This is a genomic window from Bartonella sp. AA1HLJMS (genome assembly GCF_042197445.1).
In the GTDB taxonomy this organism is placed as follows: Bacteria; Pseudomonadota; Alphaproteobacteria; order Rhizobiales; family Rhizobiaceae; genus Bartonella.
Genome location: NZ_JBHIRW010000009.1, coordinates 24412 through 47482 on the forward strand (window position 1 = coordinate 24412; position 23071 = coordinate 47482).

19 protein-coding genes are annotated in these 23071 nt (G+C 37.0%); 5 read left to right on the forward strand and 14 right to left on the reverse strand.

The window, feature by feature from the left end; all coding sequences use genetic code 11:
• Nucleotides 1-232 precede the first annotated feature (232 nt).
• Nucleotides 233-1489, reverse strand: coding sequence for an aspartate kinase (locus ACFIQE_RS04120; RefSeq protein ID WP_375612083.1), 1257 nt, complete (start codon nucleotides 1487-1489; stop codon nucleotides 233-235).
• Nucleotides 1490-1677: 188 nt separating this feature from the next.
• Here ACFIQE_RS04120 and ubiG point away from each other — a divergent pair, with 188 nt between their 5' ends.
• Nucleotides 1678-2421 (forward strand): bifunctional 2-polyprenyl-6-hydroxyphenol methylase/3-demethylubiquinol 3-O-methyltransferase UbiG, encoded by a 744-nt coding sequence (gene ubiG, locus ACFIQE_RS04125; RefSeq protein ID WP_375621099.1) that lies wholly within the window; start codon nucleotides 1678-1680, stop codon nucleotides 2419-2421.
• 20 nt (nucleotides 2422-2441) lie between these two features.
• Here ubiG and grxC read toward each other — a convergent pair whose 3' ends face one another.
• Both grxC and ACFIQE_RS04135 read right to left on the reverse strand, forming a co-directional pair.
• The gene (gene grxC / locus ACFIQE_RS04130; RefSeq protein ID WP_375612081.1) at nucleotides 2442-2696 is read right to left on the reverse strand and encodes a glutaredoxin 3; all 255 of its coding nucleotides are present in this window, start codon (nucleotides 2694-2696) and stop codon (nucleotides 2442-2444) included.
• Between the two features lie 47 nt (nucleotides 2697-2743).
• Complete coding sequence (locus ACFIQE_RS04135) at nucleotides 2744-3529, reverse strand: ComF family protein (protein ID WP_375621100.1); 786 nt, start codon at nucleotides 3527-3529, stop codon at nucleotides 2744-2746.
• Nucleotides 3530-3725: 196 nt separating this feature from the next.
• Between ACFIQE_RS04135 and ACFIQE_RS04140 the strand changes: the two genes are divergently transcribed.
• Nucleotides 3726-4604: a methyltransferase gene (locus ACFIQE_RS04140; RefSeq protein ID WP_375707293.1), complete on the forward strand. Its 879-nt coding sequence runs from the start codon at nucleotides 3726-3728 to the stop codon at nucleotides 4602-4604.
• A 7-nt stretch (nucleotides 4605-4611) separates the two neighbouring features.
• On the opposite strand, the gene ACFIQE_RS04145 is transcribed toward ACFIQE_RS04140, so the two are convergent.
• Entirely contained in the window at nucleotides 4612-5967 is a 1356-nt protein-coding gene (locus ACFIQE_RS04145; protein WP_375621102.1) for an L-cystine transporter, read from the reverse strand.
• 828 nt (nucleotides 5968-6795) lie between these two features.
• On the opposite strand from ACFIQE_RS04145, the gene ACFIQE_RS04150 reads away from it, so the two are divergent.
• A complete protein-coding gene (locus ACFIQE_RS04150; RefSeq protein ID WP_375621103.1) occupies nucleotides 6796-7233 on the forward strand; it encodes a type ISP restriction/modification enzyme in 438 nt (145 codons plus the stop codon).
• Nucleotides 7234-8361: 1128 nt separating this feature from the next.
• Here ACFIQE_RS04150 and ACFIQE_RS04155 read toward each other — a convergent pair.
• Nucleotides 8362-9735, reverse strand: coding sequence for a glutamate--cysteine ligase (locus ACFIQE_RS04155; RefSeq protein ID WP_375621104.1), 1374 nt, complete (start codon nucleotides 9733-9735; stop codon nucleotides 8362-8364).
• Nucleotides 9736-9803: 68 nt separating this feature from the next.
• Nucleotides 9804-10547 carry a 16S rRNA (uracil(1498)-N(3))-methyltransferase gene (locus tag ACFIQE_RS04160; protein WP_375613542.1) on the reverse strand — a complete coding sequence of 248 codons (744 nt, stop codon included), beginning with the start codon at nucleotides 10545-10547 and terminating at the stop codon, nucleotides 9804-9806.
• A gap of 235 nt (nucleotides 10548-10782) precedes the next feature.
• Between ACFIQE_RS04160 and ACFIQE_RS04165 the strand changes: the two genes are divergently transcribed.
• Nucleotides 10783-10926, forward strand: a complete 144-nt coding sequence (locus ACFIQE_RS04165; RefSeq protein WP_273790383.1) for a hypothetical protein — start codon at nucleotides 10783-10785, stop codon at nucleotides 10924-10926.
• 315 nt (nucleotides 10927-11241) lie between these two features.
• On the opposite strand, the gene ACFIQE_RS04170 is transcribed toward ACFIQE_RS04165, so the two are convergent.
• A complete protein-coding gene (locus tag ACFIQE_RS04170) occupies nucleotides 11242-13122 on the reverse strand; it encodes an AsmA family protein (RefSeq protein ID WP_375707294.1) in 1881 nt (626 codons plus the stop codon).
• 315 nt (nucleotides 13123-13437) lie between these two features.
• Between ACFIQE_RS04170 and folD the strand changes: the two genes are divergently transcribed.
• A complete protein-coding gene (gene folD, locus ACFIQE_RS04175) occupies nucleotides 13438-14337 on the forward strand; it encodes a bifunctional methylenetetrahydrofolate dehydrogenase/methenyltetrahydrofolate cyclohydrolase FolD (RefSeq protein WP_375621107.1) in 900 nt (299 codons plus the stop codon).
• A 66-nt stretch (nucleotides 14338-14403) separates the two neighbouring features.
• On the opposite strand, the gene edd is transcribed toward folD, so the two are convergent.
• From edd to ACFIQE_RS04210, 7 genes are all read right to left on the reverse strand, one after another.
• A complete protein-coding gene (gene edd / locus ACFIQE_RS04180; protein ID WP_375621108.1) occupies nucleotides 14404-16227 on the reverse strand; it encodes a phosphogluconate dehydratase in 1824 nt (607 codons plus the stop codon).
• Between the two features lie 56 nt (nucleotides 16228-16283).
• Complete coding sequence (gene pgl, locus ACFIQE_RS04185) at nucleotides 16284-17036, reverse strand: 6-phosphogluconolactonase (protein ID WP_375629585.1); 753 nt, start codon at nucleotides 17034-17036, stop codon at nucleotides 16284-16286.
• A gap of 10 nt (nucleotides 17037-17046) precedes the next feature.
• A complete protein-coding gene (zwf, locus tag ACFIQE_RS04190; protein ID WP_375707295.1) occupies nucleotides 17047-18519 on the reverse strand; it encodes a glucose-6-phosphate dehydrogenase in 1473 nt (490 codons plus the stop codon).
• Nucleotides 18520-18639: 120 nt separating this feature from the next.
• Nucleotides 18640-19923 (reverse strand): NAD(P)/FAD-dependent oxidoreductase, encoded by a 1284-nt coding sequence (locus tag ACFIQE_RS04195; RefSeq protein WP_375707306.1) that lies wholly within the window; start codon nucleotides 19921-19923, stop codon nucleotides 18640-18642.
• 11 nt (nucleotides 19924-19934) lie between these two features.
• Nucleotides 19935-21362: a glutamine synthetase family protein gene (locus ACFIQE_RS04200; protein ID WP_375618430.1), complete on the reverse strand. Its 1428-nt coding sequence runs from the start codon at nucleotides 21360-21362 to the stop codon at nucleotides 19935-19937.
• A 458-nt stretch (nucleotides 21363-21820) separates the two neighbouring features.
• Nucleotides 21821-22117 carry a class I SAM-dependent methyltransferase gene (locus ACFIQE_RS04205; RefSeq protein WP_375707307.1) on the reverse strand — a complete coding sequence of 99 codons (297 nt, stop codon included), beginning with the start codon at nucleotides 22115-22117 and terminating at the stop codon, nucleotides 21821-21823.
• 155 nt (nucleotides 22118-22272) lie between these two features.
• Nucleotides 22273-22839 (reverse strand): hypothetical protein, encoded by a 567-nt coding sequence (locus tag ACFIQE_RS04210; RefSeq protein ID WP_375707308.1) that lies wholly within the window; start codon nucleotides 22837-22839, stop codon nucleotides 22273-22275.
• Between the last annotated feature and the right edge of the window lie 232 nt (nucleotides 22840-23071).

Below are 23071 nucleotides of genomic sequence, written 5' to 3' on the forward strand. Positions count from 1 at the left end.
ACGTTTATAGACGGCATATTTTATATCCCTTCTTAAACCGTTTTTTACCCAAACATCTTTCTCTTGTAATGTATAAGTGACCATTTTAAATTCATCATGAACAAGTTTAAAATGAGAGAGTCCTGCTGTATTAAATATTCCATTTAAGTTAAAATATAAATATCCTTAACAAAAATTATTAATATATATTAAAGCTTTACGTTATTGAAACTCTGTTGAAACTAAAAAATACTTATCCCTTATCAAGTGCATAAACAGCATGTAATGTTCTAACCGCAAGTTCAGTGTAAGCACTATCAATCAAAATAGAAATTTTAATTTCTGAGGTCGTAATTGCTTGAATGTTAATACCCTTTTCAGCCAAAGCCTTAAATGCTGTAGCGGCAACACCTGCATGGCTACGCATTCCAATACCAATCACAGATACCTTGGCGAGATCGCTTTCAAACTGGAGAACATCAAATCCAATTTCTTTGCGATTCTTTTCAAGAAGTGTAACGGCTTTTTCTACATCTGATGATGGTACAGTAAAAGTCATATCAGTTTTTGAGCCATCTTCAGAAATATTTTGCACAATCATATCAACATTAATGCTTTCTTCAGCCAAGGGACCAAAAATTGCTGCCGAAATCCCTGGACGATCGGCAAGCCGACGAAGGGAAATTTGTGCTTCATCCTTAGCAAAAGCAATACCAGTAACATTTTGTTGTTCCACAATTTCATCCTCATCGCAAATAAGTGTTCCAGAAGAACTCATTGGATCCTCCATGCCTAACGCATCAGGATCCTCAAAACTTGAACGCACAAAGGTACGAACCTTATGAACCATTGCCAATTCAACAGAACGAACCTGTAAAACCTTTGCACCAAGAGAAGCCATTTCTAGCATTTCTTCAAAAGCTACTTTTGGTAAACGACGCGCTTTCGGCTCTATACGTGGATCCGTTGTATAAACACCATCCACATCCGTATAAATATCACAGCGATCAGCTTGTACAGCAGCGGCTATAGCAACAGCACTTGTATCTGATCCCCCACGCCCTAAGGTAGAAATCCGGTTATCCGGAGATAACCCCTGAAAACCAGCAATAACGGCAACCTGACCTTCCTGAAAACACTCGATTAAAAAAGATCCATCAATATTAGTAATACGTGCACGGCCATGCGCATTGTCTGTATGAATAGGAATTTGCCAACCAAGCCATGAACGTGCATTCACCCCCATTTCTTGAAGTGTCAAAGCCAACAAACCTGACGTAACCTGTTCACCAGAAGCAACCACAACATCATATTCACGAGCATCTCTATGCATAGAGGAAGCATCACTTGTCCACTGAACAAGTTCATTTGTTTTACCAGCCATCGCAGATACGACAACGGCAACCTCATTGCCTGCATCAACCTCTCTTTTGACATGCCTTGCAACATTATGAATACATTCAATGTTTGCTACAGACGTTCCACCAAATTTCATGACAATGCGCGCCATTAATAACACTCTTACCTTTACATCTCTTATCTCAAACAGTAATGAGAATTAGATGCTGTATCAACTAACCATTTTCTCGACATAGCGAATATCTATCATTTGTGCAAGTTTCATTATGATTATATTAATTTCTCTTGACTTTGTATAAAATCTACTTGACCTGATCATTAAAAATAAAGGAAGGCAACATGATCGATGAAACACAAACAACTATTGATCAAAGTGAAATTGATCATTTTTCACGTATTGCTACAGAATGGTGGAATCCACAAGGAAAATTTCGACCTCTTCACCAATTTAACCCAACGCGCCTTGCTTACATCAGAGAAAAAATCTGTTTAGAGTTTAATCGTGACCCTTCTTCACTTACGCCCTTTCACAATTTGAAAATTCTTGATATTGGCTGTGGAGGAGGCTTGTTATCTGAACCAATGGCACGTCTTGGTGCTATAGTTGTAGGCGTTGATGCTGCACAAACAAATATTGAAGTCGCAAAAACCCATGCAGCCCAAAATGATCTTTCCATTGATTACCGCACGACGACAGCAGAAGTACTTGCCAATGAAGGAGAAAAATTTGATATCATCCTTAATATGGAAGTTGTTGAACATGTCGCTGACGTTAATCTCTTCATAGAAGCTACAGCAAAAATGCTGAAACCACAAGGGGTGATGTTTGTCTCAACACTCAACCGCACATGGAAAGCATGGGGGCTTGCTATTGTAGGCGCTGAATATATTCTACGTTGGCTTCCTAAAGGAACCCATGATTATAAAAAATTCCTAAAACCTCTAGAACTTAAAAATTTCTTATCAAAAAACGCTCTGACTGTCGTTGATGAGATAGGTATTACTTATAACCCATTAAACGACAGCTGGAATCGCTCAAAAGACATGGGCGTTAACTATCTCCTTCTTGCAAAACGGTCTTAAGAATATGTAATTTACAAATATTATATGCCTTGTAATAAAGAATTGAGCTTTCCCTCAGCCTCTAAAGCATAAAGATCATCACAACCGCCAACGTGATAATCACCTATGAAAATTTGTGGAAATGTATTACGTCCATTTGCACGCTGTACCATTTCTTGGCGAAGGGATGTGGAAGCATCAATATCTGTATACTTTACGCCTTTTTTATTAAGCAAATCACGTGCTTTTGTACAATAAGGACAGTTAGGGCGTGTATAAATTATTACCTCTTTCATAGTATTATCCTCCAATATTTTTTAATAATATTCATTTTAAATTCCTCTTAAGAAGAGGGAAAAATAGAATCTTCTTTGAGAACACGCGAAAATGTTAGCACATCAACCTGTCGTGCACCTGCATCTTTTAATGCAGCAGCTGCTGCTGTAACTGTTGCACCCGTTGTAAATACATCATCAATCAGCAAAACAGAACATCCTTTGAGATATTTTTTAACTTTATGCGAAACCTTAAAAGCATTTTTTACGTTAAGTTTTCTCTCTCTCGAAGAAAGACTAACCTGCGGACGGGTATGCCGACAACGAACAAGCCAACTCGGTTTTAAAAGCTTTTTTTGTGATGCTGCAATGTAACGTGCAAGCTCAGCAGATTGATTATAACGCCTCTCCCAAAAACGACGAAAATGCAATGGAATGGGAATAATAACATCACAATCATCAATAACCTCGCGTCCAGCAAACATCATCCAATTGGCCATAAATGATGCCAATTCTATATGATCACCATATTTTAAGCGCGTTACTAAAGTTCGTGCAAGCCCTTTATGAACAATGACTGAGCGAACACGTGAAAAAGGATGGGAATTACGGAGTGCTTCACCACTAAGAAAACCATCCCCCATATCACAAACAAAAGGAGTCCCCATAACAGGACAATAAGGTTTTGTGATAAATTGAAGATCTTTCCAACATTCGGAGCAAATCGTACCATAAGTAAAAACATTTTGCTTACATCCAGGACAAATTGGTGGATAAAGCATCGTTTTCAAGCGTTCAACGAACTTACTTAGTATATCCCCACTATTTAACGCCGCTTCTCGAAAATACAACATTATAAATTTAGGCTTTTACAAGTTTCCCTCAGAACAAAAGTTCCTTTGTATTTCCTCAATTTATAATTTTAATTCCTTTAAAAACTCTTACCTTCTATAAATTTATTTTCTTTCATATTATAAACTTGACAGAGCTTGCACAAATAATGAACCTTTTTAAAATATATTCTTTCATAGATCGAAAGTGTTCTACAATATGTCGCATCCTTTAATTTTTGATCATAACCGCATTGAACAATTCCGAAAACGTGCCTTTCAAAAAGCAAAAAAAGGATGTGACTTTTTACTCTCTCACATGGCAGAAGATCTCTATAAACGCCTTAGCACTGTTGATCGCCTCTTTACATTAGCTCTCGATTTACACAGCCATACAGACCTTGCTGCGCAAGCTTTAATGAAATCTGGAAAAGTTTGTTCCATAGAACGCATTGAGACCGATACGCTTTATCAAAGCCATGATAAAAAATTTCATTTACGTCATCGAGAATTTCTTGATTTACCTCAAAGTTACTGTGACCTTATTGTTTCACTTCTTTCATTACAATTGACCAATGATACCCCTGGTGTTCTAAGCCAGATAAAAAATACTCTTAAACCAGATGGCTTATTTCTTGCTGTTATGGCAGGAGCTGGTACATTAAGAGAATTGCGGGAAAGCCTGCTGCAAGCTGAAAGTGAAATTTATGGTGGAGCAAGCCCTAGAATCTACCCTTTTGCCGACATTCGTGATGCAGGCGCTCTTTTACAGCGTGTTGGCTTTGCCCTGCCTGTAGCAGACGTTGAAGATATCACAATACGTTATAATACAATGTTTGACCTTATGCACGATCTTAAAGCTATGGGAATGCAAAATGCACTCATCAATCGTTCACGACGCCCTGTATCCAAACGTTTTTTTCTCCGCGCAGCTGAAATCTATGCACAACAATTTAGTGATCCTGATGGACGTATTCGTGCACATTTTTCTTTCATCTGGCTCTCTGGTTGGGCTCCTCATCCCAACCAACAAAAACCCCTACAACCTGGTTCAGCGCAAATATCTCTTACAGATGTTTTACAGCCCCAAAAAATATAACCTAAAATTATTTTTTTAAAATACTTTTATCTGTTGTCCGTAATATTTGACTAGTGACCGTTCCAGCTATCATTGAATCGCTCACGTTTAGAGCAGTACGTCCCATATCAATTAGCGGTTCAATAGAGATAAGTACAGCAACCAAAGTAACAGGAAGCCCCATAATTGGTAACACAATCAATGCAGCGAAAATAGCACCTCCCCCCACACCAGCAACACCAATAGAACTCAACGTTACAACACCAACAAGCGTAGCAATCCAAGTGGGATCAAGAGGATTAATACCCATAGAGGGTGCAATCATGGTCGCAAGCATTGCTGGATAAAGACCAGCACAACCATTTTGTCCAATTGTTGCCCCAAAAGAAGCTGCAAAACTCGCAATGGATTGTGGTACACCTATCCACTGTGTTTGCGCTTCAATATTCAAAGGAATACTTGCAGCACTTGAACGACTGCTAAAAGCAAATGTTAAAACTGGTAAAACCTTTTTGAAAAAACGAAAGGGATTAATCCCAGAAATACCAAGCAATACACCATGAATTCCAAAAATTAAAATAATACCGACATAAGAGGCAATGATAAAAACCAGTAAATTTAAAATATCTGTAATACGCGATATTGCTCCTACTTTCGTCATAAGTGCAAAAATACCATAAGGCGTCAAAGCAATCACAATACGGACTAACCGCATAATCCAAGCTTGTGCTACTTGAATAAATAAAAGCGCTTTTTCTCCTTTTTCTGGCTCATCTTTCTTTAAAAGAAGAACCGATGCACCTAAAAATGACGCAAAAATAACAACACTGATAATTGACGTACGTTTAGCTCCACTCAACTCAGCAAATGGATTTTTAGGAATCATAGACAAAATCATCTTTGGTATATTCATATCTCCAAGTTTAGAAATATGACCTTCAAGAAGAGCAGAAACATTTTGCCCTTCATGCACTAAACCATCGGTTGTTAATCCAAAAAAATTAACCACAAGCACACCAACCAATGCTGAAAGAGCCGTTGTAAAAAGCAATATTGAAATTGTTATTATACTCATCTTTCCAACAGCATAAACAGAATGTAAATGAGCAACTGCTGAAACGATAGAGATAAAAACCAATGGCATAACAATCATTTGCAACAATAAAATATAGCCCTCACCGACAATGTTAAACCATTCAACGGATTTCAATAAAGTGCTTTCACCCTCTCCATAAATAAACTGCAAAACACTTCCAAAAATCAAGCCAAGGATAAGCCATAGCATAACACGTAGTGAAAGACTCCATTGCATTTTCTTACTTTGAGAAACCAATAATAAAAAAATAACAAATAGAAATAAATTGACGAAAAAATTAAATGTCATTGTCTATACTCACTATTATTATGGTTGACATAAATAATCTGCATAATTCAAAATCAATGCATGATATTTAAAATTAACCTATAAAGCTTACAAGGCTTTTACAAAATCATTATTTTTTTAATTTATAGATTAAAAGAGAATTTTTTATCTACTAATAACTGTTTAAAGAAAATAAATAAAATTATTTTCTTATTCTTTAAATTTTCACTCTCATAAAATATTTAAAAAAGAGAAATATAAGCAACATTCATTGCATCTTAATACTGAATAATTACAGCATATCTTATCCTATAAATCTCCTTACCTCTCTCTTTTTCTATTTGAACTGAAGCGGGCTTTCCAAGCAAGGATGAATTAACAATTGAACATTCATGATTTTTCTAGAAAATACACCAACAAGCTACTTCTGCTCATTTTATGGACTGCACTCTCAATAGCTTTGATCAGCACTTCAAATATAATTATTTTATTGAAAATACTTTTTATACATTCTTTCTTTGCTCTCAATGAAAGCTTTTTTATTTTTCAAAACTCTTTTTATAGTCATAAAAAGGCTTTGAAATACAACATGTTGATTTATAATCATAATTTACTGTTTTGCATATTAAATTTGCATATTAAATGAGAGTCCCGAATAACGTAAGATTCTCTCATTTCAAACCTGTTTATCTTGAATCAATCAAAATCATTTGCTTGCACGTCACAAGCAGGGCTGGCGTATGGGTAAAAATGTATAAGAAAGGAGTAAAAAGACCTTTTATGAAACATCTTAATGCAAGAGCTGTCGCAACATTGGAGGGCGGAGCTTGAGCAGCAAATATAAATAATATGATTGCTTTTTATAATAGCGCAGTAAAACGTTTTAACGATACCTATTCATATGCTGATCGAACAACACGTGCACATGCTATAGATAATTTTGCCACTTTAGATATAAAAAAGATAAGTTGGAGTTATAATCTTACGCAAGAACTAATAAGAGGAAAGGTTTTTGAATTTGAAGAGGCATGCCTCACTCAGAGTTCATATCATCCTTTTACGCAACAGTGGTTTTATTGTAATCGGAATCTCAACGATGGAATTTACCAAATGCCTCGTATAGTCCTGATAGGACAAAAAGTTGAAAATAGGATGATACAAATTACAGGCATAGGAGCACGAAGCGTTTTTTCTGTATTGATAGCTAAGAATTTGCCTAATCTAGATGCAATAGATACAGGTCAATGCTTTCCACGGTATCTTTATAAAAACGTTGAATCTCTGTAACTGTTCATGATGAAAAACAATCCCATTTGTTTGCAAATTCAATAAAGGAAAGAAAAACATCTGGTTTACAGAGGCGTGATGCCATTAGGGATGAAGGACGAGCACATTTTAAAGCTGCTTATCCTAGTGAGAGCATAACAAAGACGATTACAAATTTCTAGATAATGAAAACAATGGAAAAGACTGAGGATATATGATTAAAATGGGAGGCTTTAAACCTAAAAATATTATAAATTTTATGAATAATACAGTTTAAAGCATTAAAAGCAGTCTTACAGTAGATTTACAATGTATGGGGATAATTAATTGCCTATAATAAGTTGCGCTCATACTGATAAAGATTATTCTGCTATAGAAATGTTGTGCTTTTTTGACTTTTTGTGCGTATTCAAACACTCATTCGTTGCAAATTCAATCTCTTTATCTCGTGCCTCTTTATCAAGAATAATAGTATTTTAATATAATACCCCTTTGCATACAAATAGTTATTTCTTATCTATGAATAGCTTATAATTTCATATAACTCTATGAAGATAATATTTTTTATTTATCAATATTTAATGATGTAATTAACACATTCATTATATATATATAATAATCTTTATTTCTATCTATTTACATAATATATTTCTTTTTTTATAAAAATAAAATTGAGTTATACATACATCGATCTATCGGTATTTTTTCTACTTTCTTTTTAGCGCACTGAAAGATTGATATCGTAATTTTTGTATAATAAAATACTCTTTCATATAAGCATCGTATATTGAATTATAATAATTGACTATTAACGGCAAATTATATTTTTTTATCCCTTTTAAAAGTAAAAAATATTATTTTCAGACCTATTCATAAGTAGGCTTAGCCAAGTGAATAAAAAATGTTTGATAATAAGCTTTATCTCTTATGAACTATCTTTTGTACAAAGGGACAACATTATGATTACGGAAATATCGTGATATTATTAGGTATAAAAATCACACTCCCCAAGAAATTTTTGTATTGTATCCTTTCCGTTATGAGAAATGTTAAAAGCAAGATAGGGTATGCTCTCTAGAGCAAATGAGTGAATGAACCACCACGGTGATATGTATTTTTAAAAAAATAGGAAGTATCTTTGCTTCAAATTTAATAGGCACATTCTAAAAATAAAGGTTCTACAGACTCATTCCAAATAGAATAGTAATGGGACAAATATTTTTCAGCATCTGTTTGTCCCATTGCAACAACCTCTTCTAAAGGATTAAGAAAATTTGTTTCATCAAAACCATTCGTATCATACTGTTTGCGATTTTTTAAGCCTTTGCGAGCAATAGTAAGAGCTTGACGTGCTAACTCTAAAAGAATAGTTTGACGAAAAGGAGTTCTTAACCCTTCTTTAGGAACACGTTGGCGCAACTCTAAAACTTCTTCAAAACACCAATCTTTTGTCAAAGCCTCTGCCTCATTAAGTGCTTCCCTATCATAAAGAAGCCCAACCCAAAAAGCTGACAACGCACAAATGCGCTTCCAAGAACCACAATCAGCTCCCCTCATTTCTAAAAATCTTTTTAAGCGGACTTCAGGAAATAACGTTGATAAGTGATTAATCCAATCTCCCATGTTTGGAATTGAATTTGCAACTTGTCCTTTTAATGCTCCATTCATAAACTGACGAAACGTTATGTGTGTACAATCATAATAACGACCATCACGCACAACAAAATACATTGGAACATCAAGGGCCCATTCAACATAATCAGCAAAACCAAAACGCTCAGAAAATACAAAGGGCAGAACGCCTGTCCTCTGATTATCCGTATTACGCCAAATTTCAGAACGCCACGATAAAAAGCCATTTGGGCGCCCTTCTGTAAAGGGCGAACTTGCAAATAATGCCGTTGCAATGGACTGTAACTTCATGGATACTTGCATTTTTCGCCGCATATCACTTTCAGATGAAAAATCAAGATTAACCTGAACTGTTGATGTGCGATACATCATATTAAGACCATTATACCCCACTTTAGGCATATAATCAGTCATAATCTGATAACGTGATTTAGGCATTCGCGGCGTTTCAGCTAAAGTCCACTTTGGACTAGCTCCAAGACCTAAAAAACCTATACCTAATGGTTCTGCAATTTTTTTGAGAAGAGTTAAATGCTCCATCAACTCGTAATATGTATGGCTTACTGATTTTAATGGTGCACCAGATAATTCAAATTGTCCCCCAGGTTCCAAAGAAATGGCTCCCTGATCAACTGATCCTACGAGCCCAATAATATTCTCTTCATCTAAAATAGGTTTCCATCCTAAGGCGCTTTGCATCCTCTCTAAAAGCGCTCGGATTCCCCTCTCTCCTTCATAAGGAACAGGGTGAAAACCATCTCTATAAAACGGAAATTTTTCATGTTCTGTACCAATGCGCCAATCATCTTCTGCTTTATACCCCCCTTGGAAATAGCTAACCAAAGAATCTAAGTTATAAATTTCACTTTCATCAGTTATATCAAGCGCCATAACTTACCGTATCCTATAATTGGTATCATCATCTTAAATAAATTGTTTAGAATGATTTTACAGATTTCTCAATCCATTGCCCAATCCCCCACGGTAGCATTAAGAAGAGCCAAAGCAGCAACAGCGGCAGTATCAGCGCGTAAAATACGCGGACCTAGTGATATTGGAACCACAAAAGGATGTTTTTTTAAAAAGCTCCGCTCTTCTTCACTAAAGCCACCTTCCGGTCCAATAAGAATACCAGGTGTTGTAACGTCACGCTTTTTAAAAGAAGGTAATGGATTATGCGATTTATGCTCTTCATCACAAAAGAATAAAGGCTGTGTCTCATCCCACTGTGCTAAAAGTTCTGCTAATGATAGAGCCGATACGCATTCAGGAAGAGATAAAATTCCACACTGTTCAGAAGCTTCAATAACATTGGCTTCCATACGCGCCATATTGATACGCGTAACCTGCGTATGATGCGTTATAACAGGCTGCAAAATCGATACCCCCATTTCAACAGCTTTCTGCACCATATAATCCAACCGCGCATTTTTGAGTGGAGCAAAGCAATAAATAAGATTGGAATGCGTCGTTTGTAATCTTTCTTGATGGATAAGCTGAACCACAACAAATTTTTTCTTAACAGTGATAAGTTTAGCAAGCCACTCACCATCCTGTCCATTAAAAAGTAAAATTTCTGCTCCTTCTTTCATACGCAAAACATGCATAAGATAAGAAGCTTGTGCCCCCTCTATCTTTATTTCTTCATTCAAAGCCAATGTCTGTCGAATAAATAATCTTTTAAGTTTATAATTTATGCGCATAAAAATTTTGCCAATGCTCACTATCGTCATCGAGAAAATGAAGAAAAATATATAGCAAAAAGAAAAAATTATATCTATAGAACTATAATATATTAAAGAATTATAGAGTTTTTTTAGCTTTATGAGATAATAATAGGAACTTATAGATCCTTAAGTGATTCTGCTTTCATAAAAGTTTAAATAATGCACCATTCATCTTTGCATTCAGTCATTGATGCATCCGTGGAGGAAAAATATGTCTGCTAAAAAAGCTACAATTATTACGATTACAACCCTCTTAGCCTTTATTTTGATTACAGTGGGAATTGGTTCTGTTGGAGCCGACGGGAAGCATACAATTACCAAAGATGGCTATGGTATTTCTTCTGCGATTCAATAAGCACTGGCCAACATCCTCCTTAAAATTTTAATGTTTTTTAGCAATTTTTATAAGATTAGCACCAATATTATGAATCTCTTGTATTTGAAAGATTCCATAAGAAGGTTTTTTATTCCTCTCTTCAGTCATTTATCTATACCAACCTCACTTATTATGACGGTGAGGATGGTTTTTACTGCTTCACGACGAACGGATTTAAAATGAGAGAATCTTCCGATAATGGGAGCTCTGATTTAAATTTAAAAGACAATTTTAAGTTGCAAAAAGACGAATTACCATTATAGGATAGAATATTATACAGATGAAAAACGATACTCAATCTGCGTTAATATCTTTTGTAACCCAAAAATCACCATGATTTTGTCCTTTAGAGCTTAGAGAAAATGTAAAAGGCCATGCAAGGCTATTAGCAAGACATTGGACATCTTTACATAAAGTTTCTGATCTATAGTTTTTGCGTAGTTGTGCCTGTAATATCAGTTCATTTTCCTTCCCTTGCGCAATAGCAGTTGCAATGGTTCCTTGAATGGATAAGCTCAAGTCTGCTGTACGCATTAATGACTCTGTTACCTTCATCATACCTTCTGAAAAGCTTGTCTGAATATCCCAGTGATCAAATGTTGTTGAAAAAGTATCATTATTCATTAAAAGAAATTGTTGTTTATTTGAAAGTCTTGTTTGTAATTCATTCAGATCATACCCTAATAGCCGACCAGAAGACATCTTCAGTGTTAACTCACTCTGCATTTTCGTAAAAATTTCTGGCCAAGAATCAGCAAGTGTTCGTACCGTTGCAGTAAAATTCGTTTTGCTTTGTATAAATGGAATAAATCCCCAAATTTCTAAAGTCTCCTGCATATCAATAGAAGCGCCTGAAATATTTCCTCCAATACGCACTTTCTGTCCAGCTGACGTAACTTCAATATTACTTTGCACGGATCCACCAAAAATATTCGCATGTCCAAGATCAAAAATACCATGCCCATCTCTTATTTGTATTGCAGCAGCTAAATTTGTGAGTGAAATATTTCCTATTTTAGCTTGTGGCGCAGAAAGTCGTATATCCACGCCAATACGATCAAAAATTCTCATGTCAAAGCAGGCATTTTTCTTTTTACCTGAAAAAAACATTGAACCCAAGAGGCTAAGGTCTAGGTTATCAAAAGCTAAAGAGCCCATGAGATTTGGTACATAATCTTGAAAATCGAGTTTTAAAGCTCCTCGCGCATTGGCTTTCCCCATCGTAAATGTAACATTGTTCATTTGGATATGCATTGGCTGCGCTAAAAAATGAGATTCCCATACAATGGGTATTTTTAATTTATGTCCCCAAAACTGATTTCCACCAACCCAAGACAATGTCTGATTCCATCCAGGAGAACGCATCGACACTTTTCCGTCAAAAATATAATATTCAGATAATCGAGCCTTTCCTGTAAAAGTTATTCCCCCACGTACAGAATTGAGACTTGCCCTAATATGACTTTTGCCTCCTGCAAGAAGCAGCAATGCTTGAGAAGCATCAAGTGATAATTTTGTAAATTCTCCGCGCCAACGCGCATCTGCACGTAACCGTACTTCCTGAGTTGATTCCGGCCAATCTAAAGTTGCATTTAATCCTGTTATTTTTTCTGCTACTCCTGAAAAACTATCGTGATACACAAGAACACCATTTTTAATGACAATCCGTCCAAAAGGTTGTTTTAAAAGGTGCTCTATCTCTGGATGCTCAGGATTATGTTTTAATATTTCACGCGTATTACGTATAGCCACCCCTAATGCACCTTGTGAGCGAGAAAACCGATCAAAAAAATCTGCTATTGTTTTAACAGGCTTTTCCATAACAAATTGAGGACGCATAATCCGCGTCTCTGAAAAAGAAATATGTCCCCAAAGAAGATCGACGACAGAAAGATCAACTTCTATTGATTCAGCTTCCATTAATGGCGCAACATCATCCATTTTTGATGTTAAAGTAACGCCAGAAAGAAATGCTTTAGGATAAGGAAAAAGATGTAACCGCGGTGGATCACGCAATTGCACATTGTAACCCGTCCATGCACTTAAATCCTGCGCTAAACGAATACGAATCGCATCTGTAGAAATAAGATAAGGTAAAACGAGAATCCCCACTCCAAATAAAAAGATAATTGTAATAAAAACTCCGCTCAAAAATTTTATTATTCTGATGCGCACATTATCCCTCTATACTTATCCCCCTATAACAGATTAAAAACAAACTTAAATGATCATAAAAAGTTTTTATAATCCTATAATTCACTATATCCACTTTGTATCTTCATTATTTTTGTTCTTTATCCAAAATTTATTCAAACAGCAATGTTGCTGCTTCTTTATAAAGCAATTATTTAAAAGTCTTCAAAACTATAAATCCACAACATTATAAAACCATTCTTACTGTTCTCATATGAATATTGCTATAAAACTCTATCGTATTATTAGAAAATGCTTTACAAAAAAAACAAACAGCCTTACCGAAAGGATCTCTGAATGAATAATATTATCGACGGAAAAAAACTTGCTGAAGAGATTATTGTGAAAGTTAAGGCCGAAACAGCAAAGCTCCGCCATCACTATAATATACAACCTAGTATCGCTGTTATTATCGTTGGAGATGATCCTGCAAGTCAAGTATATGTCACCTCAAAAAATAAAAAAGCCGAAGAATGTGGGTTTCTTTCAATCAAACATGTCGTTTCCAAAGAAACGCAAGAAAAAGATCTCCTTCAACTTATTACAACATTAAATTCTGATCCCAAAATTCATGGTATTTTGGTACAGCTGCCTCTCCCTGCTCATATGAATACAAATCGCATAACACAAGCCGTTGCTTTCCAAAAAGATGTTGATGGTTTTCATTATATTAATGTAGGAAAACTCGCGGCAAACGCACTTGAAGATGCGATGATTCCCTGCACTCCAGCTGGTGCCATGATGATGATTGAACAACACTGTGGACGAGATTTATCTGGACTTGATGCTGTCGTTGTTGGACGCTCTAATATTGTTGGAAAACCTATGGCTGCCCTTTTAACAGCAGCCAATGCCACTGTGACAATTGCCCATAGTCGTACCCGTGACCTTGATGATGTGTGTCGAAGCGCTGATATTCTAGTAGCAGCTGTAGGCCGCCCACAAATGATTAAAAAAGACTGGATAAAAGATGGTGCAATTGTTATTGATGTCGGTATTAACCGCGTTGCTGCACCAGAAAAAGGTATAGGGAAAACACGTCTTGTTGGTGATGTCGATTTTGAAAACGTAAAAGAAAAAGCTGCTGCGATCACCCCTGTTCCAGGAGGCGTTGGACCAATGACAATTGCCATGCTTATGGTTAATACACTCAAAGCGGCCGCACGATCATACAATCTGCCTATACCAAAATTCTAAAAATTGTAACAATTCCTTGTATATGGTTTAATTGTATATGATTCAGCTTATTTATTTTTGCATTTTTCATGTCATAAAAACAGATGCCCCTTGATCTGCACGATTAACGGATTGACGAAAAACATGAAAAAGTTCGCGTCCAACACCATGTTCGTTTTTTGAAAGATCCGGAGATATGATTTTTCGCGCGTTAAATTTTGCTAAATCCTCCAAAAGGGTTAATTTACCCTCATGAGCATCAAGAAAAACAATATCACCATCCTGCAAACGTGCAATGGGGCCATTATCCACTGCTTCTGGTGTCACATGGAGAGCAGCAGGAATTTTTCCTGACGCTCCTGACATACGCCCATCGGTTATCAATGCTACCTTTTGACCGCGATCTTGTAAAACGCCTAAAATGGTCGTTAATTTATGAAGCTCTGGCATACCATTGGCTTTTGGTCCTTGATAGCGAATGACAGCGATAAAGTCTTTATTATGCAACACTCCAGATTTAAAAGATTTTTGTAGTTCCTCTTGATCATTAAAAACAAAGACTGGTGCTTTAATCTGCCAATACTCTGGTTTAACAGAGGAAACTTTTATAATAGCTGTTCCCAAATCTCCTGATAAAACACGAAGACCACCATCAAGCTGAAATGGCTTTCTCCACCCCGCTAACACCTTATGATCACCACTTTCCTTAAGAGCCGCTTCACGCACCACATGACCATCAGCAGAAAGCTTTGCTTCAATTGCATAAGCATTGAGATCTTTACCAAAAACCGTAGAAACATCTTCATGGACCAAGCCTGCCTCGATAAGCTCGCGAATAATAAATCCCATTCCCCCCGCAGCGTAAAAATGATTAATATCTGCTAAACCGTTAGGATAAATGCGCGCTAAAAGAGGCACAACGGATGAAATTTCTGCAATATCATGCCATGTCAATTTAATACCGCAAACAGCAGCCATAGCAATCAAATGAATCGCATGGTTGGTAGAACCTCCTGTTGCATTTAATCCTACAATGGCATTCACAAAAGAACGCTCATCAATGATCATACCAAGTGGACTATAATGATCACCAAGATCTGTCATTTCAAGTACACGTTTCGTAGCTTCTTTTGTTAAAGCATCACGCAACGGTGTATTCGCATTAATAAAAGAAGCTCCAGGCATATGAAGCCCCATCATCTCCAGTATCACCTGATTAGAGTTAGCTGTTCCATAAAATGTACATGTTCCTGGCCCATGATAAGAACGTGCTTCTGATGCTAAAAGTGTTTGCCGATCTATTTTATTTTCCGCGTAAAGTTGACGTATCTTCGCTTTTTCATCATTACCTTGACCACTTGTCATGGGACCAGCTGCTATAAAAATTCCTGGTAAATGACCAAATGTTAGGGCACCAATCAATAAACCTGGCACAATTTTATCACACACCCCAAGATACAATGCTGCATCAAAGACATCGTGTGATAAGCTTATAGCTGTTGCCATTGCAATTACTTCACGCGAAAAAAGGGAAAGCTCCATCCCCGCATTTCCCTGCGTAACACCATCGCACATCGCGGGAACACCACCTGCAACCTGTGCAACACCACCAACCATACGGGCCGACTCTTTAATTAAGTGAGGAAATTTTTCAAAAGGTTGATGTGCTGAAAGTATATCGTTATATGCCGTGATAATGCCAATATTCCCAACGATATTTCCCTTCAAACGCTCTTTATCTATTGCACCACAAGCAGCAAAGCCATGAGCCTGATTGGCACATCCTAAAAAACTCCGTTTGGGGCGATGAACTTGTGCTTTTGCAATACGATCTAAGTAAATTTCTCGTGTTGATTGAGACCGTTCATAAATCCTTCGTGTAACTGTGGCAATTGTCTTGGAAAGTGCCATATTTCTCTCCCCCTTTCATTGTTGCTGCCCCTCATTCATTGAGAGAGATTACGTTTTTATTCACCTTGTGTCGCATATTTTGATTCACTTATTTCATTTTCTGCAGGCGACCAATAAACCTGAACGAGATGAGGGGAATTACGCAAAATTGCCCGAATAGGCATTTCTATTTCAGACCCGTCTTGACAAGCCTCTTCAAAACAATCGCGTTTCTGAAAACCTTCAAAATGGAGAATAATACAACGAGATTGCATAATAACTGGCAAAGTTAGTGAGAGTCTTGGCTCAACAGCACTCTTAGCATGAAGGGGTAAAACAAGTGCTTGTGTTCGTAAATCAAGCGCTTGCTTTAAACGATCAGCATCAGGAAAAAAAGAAGCCGTATGTCCATCCTCCCCCATTCCTAAAACAACAACATCAAAGGGTTTAGGCAAAGTATTAACACGACTCGCCGCTGAAAAAGCAGCAAGTTCAGCAGTAATTGCTTTATGATAAAGCCCTACAAAACGTGCTTTTTCGGCACAATTTTGTAACAAATGACACCGTACCATATGTTCATTTGAACGTTCATCGTGTGTAGGAACAAAACGTTCATCGACCAACGTGATAATAATCTTTTGCCAATCAATATCCGCTTTTGACAAATAATGAAAAAACAATTCTGGTGTTTTACCACCAGACACCGCTAAAACAGCTCTCTTGCGCTCAAGAACAGATACACTAAGCTCTGCTGCTACTCGATCTGCTAATGCCAAGGCTAAAGTCTGAGGGGTTTCAAAATCTAAACGGTCAATATTCATTCTATACATACTTATTGCTCTAAACTAAATTGTTCCATATACGCCCATCACGTTCCATGAGGCTCATCGAAGCAGACGGCCCCCATGAACCAGCGTTATAACTGTGAACAGGCTGTTTTATTTCTTCCCATCCCTCAATGATTGGATCAATCCAACGCCAAGCAGCCTCAACTTCATCACGACGCATAAACAGTGTTTGATCTCCACGAATAACATCCATTAATAAACGTTCATAAGCATCAGGATTACGTTCAGAAAATGCGGAAGCAAAACTCATGTCTAATGGAATGTGACGAAACCGCATACCGCCATAACTTGGATCCTTAATCATCAACCATTGTTTTACACCTTCATCAGGTTGGAGACGAATTACAAGCCGATTAGAAAAAATTTCATCTAAATCCACATTAAAAATATTATGAGGAATAGGTTTAAAAACCACAACAATTTCAGACATTCGCGTGAACATGCGCTTACCTGTTCGTAAATAAAAAGGCGTATTAGCCCAACGCCAGTTATCAATCTTAACCTTAAGTGCTACAAATGTTTCACTCTTACTCACTCTTCCCAGATCATCAAAATAAGACTCTACCGATATACCATTTGATAGACCAGAAAGATACTGCCCACGTACAGTATGCTGCCCTACATTATGGACATCAAGCGGTGTTAAAGAATGTAAAACTTTAAGTTTTTCATCGCGCACAGCATTATCACTGTTGGTAAATGGTATTTCCATCGCAACCAAACAAAGTAATTGTAGCATATGGTTTTGAACCATATCGCGTAGAGCACCTGTGCTTTCATAATATTCTGTACGGCCCTCTAACCCTAAAGATTCAGCAACGGTTATTTGAACATGATCAATATAATTGGAGTTCCATAGCGGTTCATAAAGTGTATTAACAAACCGCAATGCCATTAAATTTTGAACAGTTTCCTTCCCAAGATAATGATCAATACGAAAGATCTGCTCTTCATTAAAGGCACTTGCAAATACATCATTAAGTGAAACCGCTGTTTTTACATCGCAACCAATTGGTTTTTCAATGATAATCCGTGTTTGTGGTGTCACCAAATCATTTTTTTCCAACTTCATCGCAATATCAGCAAAAAGTGACGAACCAACAGCCAAATAAAAAGCTCGAATATCCGCTGAATCTTGTGACAGAAGGAGGGCTAAATCCTCCCACCCTCGATTTGAGGTAACATCAACAGAAACGTAAGTTAAACGTGCAAGAAAACGATTGAGTTCTGTTGAATTGAGATCTTTTGGATGGATATGTTTTTCTAAAGAAATGCGGACAAAATTTTGATATTCTTCACGACTTAAGGAAGTGCGCGAAACCCCAATAATACGTGTTGGCTCACTGAATTGCCCAGCACACTGACAATGATACAAAGCCGGCAAAAGCTTGCGCAACGCCAGATCACCATTGCCACCAAAAACAATACAATCAAAGGAAGAAACTGGAATAATTTTACGCACCATGAACTTGTTTATTTTTCTATTCGATTATGAAATCCCATATCACTTATAAAAGCTTTCATCATTAAAGCAGACAGATACTAAATAAGCCATTAATTTTCTTCATTTCAAGCAATGTTTCCATTAAAGGCGATCCAATAAAGAAAACCAACGCATTGCTAAAAATATAAGCGGATAACGCAAAACTCTTCCTCCCGGAAAAGATGAAATCTTTAAGTCTTGGAAATAGGAAAAACGTTCATATTTTCCAGTTAACCATTCTGCGTATAATTTTCCCACGAAAGGAGCCAGCATAACGCCATGCCCTGAATAACCACCACAATAAGTCATCCTTGAAAAAATTTGGCGAACATAGGGCATGCGTTCAACTGTGATGGCAACCGTTGCTCCCCACCGATGGCTTAAATTGATAGAATGTAATTGAGGATAAATTTCAACAATTTGCCGTTTTATACGTTCATCTAAATTTAGAGGATGCTTATTATCATAACTTTCTACACCACCAAATAAGAGACGATTATCAATGCTTTTGCGAAAATAGCGAACCATAAAACGGGAATCATCAACCGATTCCCCCCCTATAAGAATTGAACTATGCTTTGGTAATGGGTCCGTTGCTCCAATATAAGAGCGAATAGAAACAATATTTTTTTCAATAAAACGCTCCAGACCAAGTTTATACCCATTTGTTGCAAGTAAAACATGCTCTGCTGTTACACTACCTTTTTCTGTTATTACTTTCCAATGTGCTCCCTTGCGCCTTACGGTCGTTACTTGTGACTTCTCATAAAGCTTAGCATCAGCATCTTGTGCTCTTTTTGCCAACCCAATAATCAATTTTAAGGGATTTATATGACCGGTATCCGCATCATAAATACCACCACAATAAAAAGTTGATCCAAGTCGCTCAAATGTTTCAGCCTTATCCATAAAAGTAAGCGCGTGATAGCCATAACGCTGCATCGCCTCAATATGCTGTTGATAAGAGAGAAGCTCACGCCTTTTATGAGTTACAGAAAGCTGTCCTCCTATCAAATCACAAGGACAATTAGGCATTGCGCATAAAGCTAAAATATCTCTTTTAGCTTCTTCTGCTAAATCAAATAGAGCCTTACTTCGCTCAAAACCATACTTTTTTTCTAATGTTTCTACCCATTGCCGTTGCCCTGTTCCCAGCTGTCCACCATTGCGCCCTGAAGCACCATCACCAAAACGTGATGCTTCAAATAAAACAACATCTACTCCAGCCTTGGCTAAATGATAAGCAGCCGAAAGACCCGTAAATCCGCCTCCAATAATGACCACATCACACTGTCTGTTTTCACAAAAAGAAGGATAAGAGGGACGTTCTCTTAAAGCATCTTCATACCAAGAAATTCCTGGAGAAATTGAATTATAATCAATCATCGTCATAAAATTTAAACATTCAGCAGGAGATATTCACGCTCCCACGGACTGATTACTTCCATAAAAGTTTCAAACTCTTGTCGTTTGATTGCAGCATAAGTACTGACAAACACATCCCCTAAAATAGCACGTATCACTGTATCTTGTTCAAACAAATTGACTGCCTCAATGAGCCCACGCGGTAACTCAATATTATCAGCGTTTACATTATTTATCGCTGGCTCATCCGGCTCAATTTTTTGTTGCAAACCAATAAGACCACACGCTAAAGAAGCCGCAAGGGCTAAATAAGGATTCGCATCTGATGAAGGAAGCCTATTCTCAACACGTCGCGCTTGAGGAGCAGAACGGGGAACTCGAAAAGCTGTAGTACGATTATCATATCCCCACCGCAAATTAACAGGAGCCGAATTATCAGGGACAAGACGTCGATAAGAATTCACATAAGGCGCAAGCATCACAAGTACGCCTGGCATATGTTTTTGCAATCCACCAATAAAATGGCGAAAACAGATACTTTCTTCACCATTTTCCTGTGTAAAAATATTCATACCGGTTTTCTTATCAACAACCGATTGGTGAATATGCATAGCAGAACCCGGCTGCCCTTGAATGGGTTTTGCCATAAAAGTTGCATACATATTATGTTTTAGTGCTGCTTCACGAATTGTTCGTTTAAACATAAAAACTTGATCCGCTAATTCAATAGGATCACCATGACGTAAATTGATTTCAAACTGTCCTGCTCCTTCTTCATGAATGAGGGTATCAATTTCCAATCCTTGTGCCTCTGAAAATTGATAAATATCATCAATCAAATCATCGAATTCATTAACACCAGCAATGGAATACCCCTGTCCACCACCAATTGAACGCCCAGAACGACCAACCGGTGGAACTAACGGATAATCAGGATCGGGATTTTTTTGTACCAAATAAAACTCAATTTCTGGTGCCACAACAGGGCTTAAACCCATTTTTGTGTAAAAATGAACCACTGTTCGTAAAACATTGCGTGGTGTGTAATCCACAACCTGACCATTTTGATACACAAGATCACAAATCACCTGTGCCGTAGGAGCATCTTCCCATGGAACAATGCTTAACGTAGAAAGATCAGGCTCAAGGCGTAAATCACCATCTGCTTTAGGATATTCAAAACCATGACCATCTTCCGGATAATCCCCTGAAATTGTTGCCATAAAAACTGCTGAAGGCAATGCCAATGATGTTTCCGATGTAAATTTTTTAGAAAGCATCATCTTGCCCCGTGGTACCCCTGCTTGATCAGGCGTAATACATTCAATATCCTCTACCTTACGAAAAGCAAGCCATTGTGAAACTTGTTCCCAATTGCGCACACCACGTAAACTTTTGAGAAAACGAGAGACAGGTTTAAAATTCTTACTTTTCGTTTGTTTACCATTTTTTACAGCCATAACATACCAACTTTAAAAACAATCAAGTCCTATTCTTATTGTATCAGCCCATGCATAAACGACACGAAAAAAATTTATCAACTGATATTTTTGAAGAATACTATAAGATCTATCAAGGTAAAAGAACTTTACGCTCAAAAAGCTATCCTATCACCATAGTGAAAAAATTGATATTGCACCCGATACATCGATGCGAACTTTCTCCTTATATAAAACAGCGAGAAATACCATATTGTACGTAACCTAATTCCGATTCAAATAATCATATATAAGCAAACATTGACGAGAATAATAAAGGCGAGATATTTAATTTCCTTTTGGTTGTAGCAATGCTTCATATTAAAAGAAAAGAAACTTTTCTTTTAATATGAAGCAAGTTTTGTAACTCTATTGTTATCCACATAGAAGTAAACACCCTAGGATGGTGAGTAACCTTTACAGCTAGTGCTTACAAACACTCACCCCGCCATAATATGCGTAAATGTATTTTCAGGATAAGTCATACGCTCAGCATTTCCGACATGAAACTTAACCATCGTCTGCATAACAGAGCTATCAACCTTGTTCTGAGTGGATGGTACAGACTCTGCACTTATATCAATTCCCACCGCTTGACATTGCACTTCGCACACAATATTTAGAGCTGAGAATCCAGTAGAGCATACCAAATCCAATAGATAGGATTTTTTGCTAATTGCGCCATGCGTGATCCAACATTTGATAGTCTCCAGCCCACTAGGAGGTGTGTTATTTATATCTAAAAAGCCAAAAAATCAGGATATGAGAACACAATAATATCAATTTCCTTTTAACTAACGTCCTTTATCGTCGATCTTCCACCATCGTAAAATCTATTTTGTATCAGTTGCTTTCATATACTTTGACTTATGATCTCGTGATACTGGGCAGACTAAGTACACATCCCCAGAGCCCAGATTATAATTAAGTTCGTACCATTCTGCTCTTTTATAGAGCTAATATTTGAAAATAAATAACCATAATCTTTAGATATAATACGCCTAGGTTCAATAATTACTGTAAGCTTATGTAAATCACAACCCAATTGTGATAATGCCTCATAAATTTTACGAGGGTATTCGTCATTGACCGTCACGACATGGCAGAACGCTGTGGAAGTCCGATATCCTCCGCCTAGACTGATAAAACTTTTTTGATCCTTCAATGCGTAAATATCCTTTCCAGCCTTAGTTAAGGTGGATACTATTAACTCAGTCGAATTCAAATTAGAGCCCACATGCAAAGGCACCCCATTAAGCCTAATCCTATTGGATTCTAGCAAAGATAATGCGGCACGTAACTTCGCCGCAGTCATACCAAAACACGATCTATCCCCGTTTGCCAGTACATGGCACAATCTCAATGAGATTTTAGGTAATATATCAAAATGGCGTGCAAGAGTGATGATGTCATGTAATTCGATAATATTATCACACTGGATATTTATATGTTTTCTAATAGGATAATTCTATCTCTTCTCGAAGTTTTACAGGGATATAAAAAATGTATCTCTACCTTTAAAACCATCTTTTTGCGCTAATGATATTTCATAACCAGACGCAAATTCCAAGTCCTAACAACATAACAATGATGCCCCGCACATCCATTAAAATACCCTGCTTTTTCTCGCTCTAGGCATTCATAGCCAGACCACGTAAAACAGGATACCAATTACAATATCAGACCATAAG

Excerpts from the sequence above, each read along its gene's own strand:
- ACFIQE_RS04120 (WP_375612083.1), bottom strand. The coding sequence starts at position 1,489 with ATGGCGCGCATTGTCATGAAATTTGGTGGAACGTCTGTAGCAAACATT.
- ubiG (WP_375621099.1), top strand. The coding sequence starts at position 1,678 with ATGATCGATGAAACACAAACAACTATTGATCAAAGTGAAATTGATCAT.
- grxC (WP_375612081.1), bottom strand. The coding sequence starts at position 2,696 with ATGAAAGAGGTAATAATTTATACACGCCCTAACTGTCCTTATTGTACA.
- ACFIQE_RS04135 (WP_375621100.1), bottom strand. The coding sequence starts at position 3,529 with ATGTTGTATTTTCGAGAAGCGGCGTTAAATAGTGGGGATATACTAAGT.
- ACFIQE_RS04140 (WP_375707293.1), top strand. The coding sequence starts at position 3,726 with ATGTCGCATCCTTTAATTTTTGATCATAACCGCATTGAACAATTCCGA.
- ACFIQE_RS04145 (WP_375621102.1), bottom strand. The coding sequence starts at position 5,967 with ATGACATTTAATTTTTTCGTCAATTTATTTCTATTTGTTATTTTTTTA.
- ACFIQE_RS04150 (WP_375621103.1), top strand. The coding sequence starts at position 6,796 with ATGATTGCTTTTTATAATAGCGCAGTAAAACGTTTTAACGATACCTAT.
- ACFIQE_RS04155 (WP_375621104.1), bottom strand. The coding sequence starts at position 9,735 with ATGGCGCTTGATATAACTGATGAAAGTGAAATTTATAACTTAGATTCT.
- ACFIQE_RS04160 (WP_375613542.1), bottom strand. The coding sequence starts at position 10,547 with ATGCGCATAAATTATAAACTTAAAAGATTATTTATTCGACAGACATTG.
- ACFIQE_RS04165 (WP_273790383.1), top strand. The coding sequence starts at position 10,783 with ATGTCTGCTAAAAAAGCTACAATTATTACGATTACAACCCTCTTAGCC.
- folD (WP_375621107.1), top strand. The coding sequence starts at position 13,438 with ATGAATAATATTATCGACGGAAAAAAACTTGCTGAAGAGATTATTGTG.
- edd (WP_375621108.1), bottom strand. The coding sequence starts at position 16,227 with ATGGCACTTTCCAAGACAATTGCCACAGTTACACGAAGGATTTATGAA.
- pgl (WP_375629585.1), bottom strand. The coding sequence starts at position 17,036 with ATGTATAGAATGAATATTGACCGTTTAGATTTTGAAACCCCTCAGACT.
- zwf (WP_375707295.1), bottom strand. The coding sequence starts at position 18,519 with ATGGTGCGTAAAATTATTCCAGTTTCTTCCTTTGATTGTATTGTTTTT.
- ACFIQE_RS04195 (WP_375707306.1), bottom strand. The coding sequence starts at position 19,923 with ATGATTGATTATAATTCAATTTCTCCAGGAATTTCTTGGTATGAAGAT.
- ACFIQE_RS04200 (WP_375618430.1), bottom strand. The coding sequence starts at position 21,362 with ATGGCTGTAAAAAATGGTAAACAAACGAAAAGTAAGAATTTTAAACCT.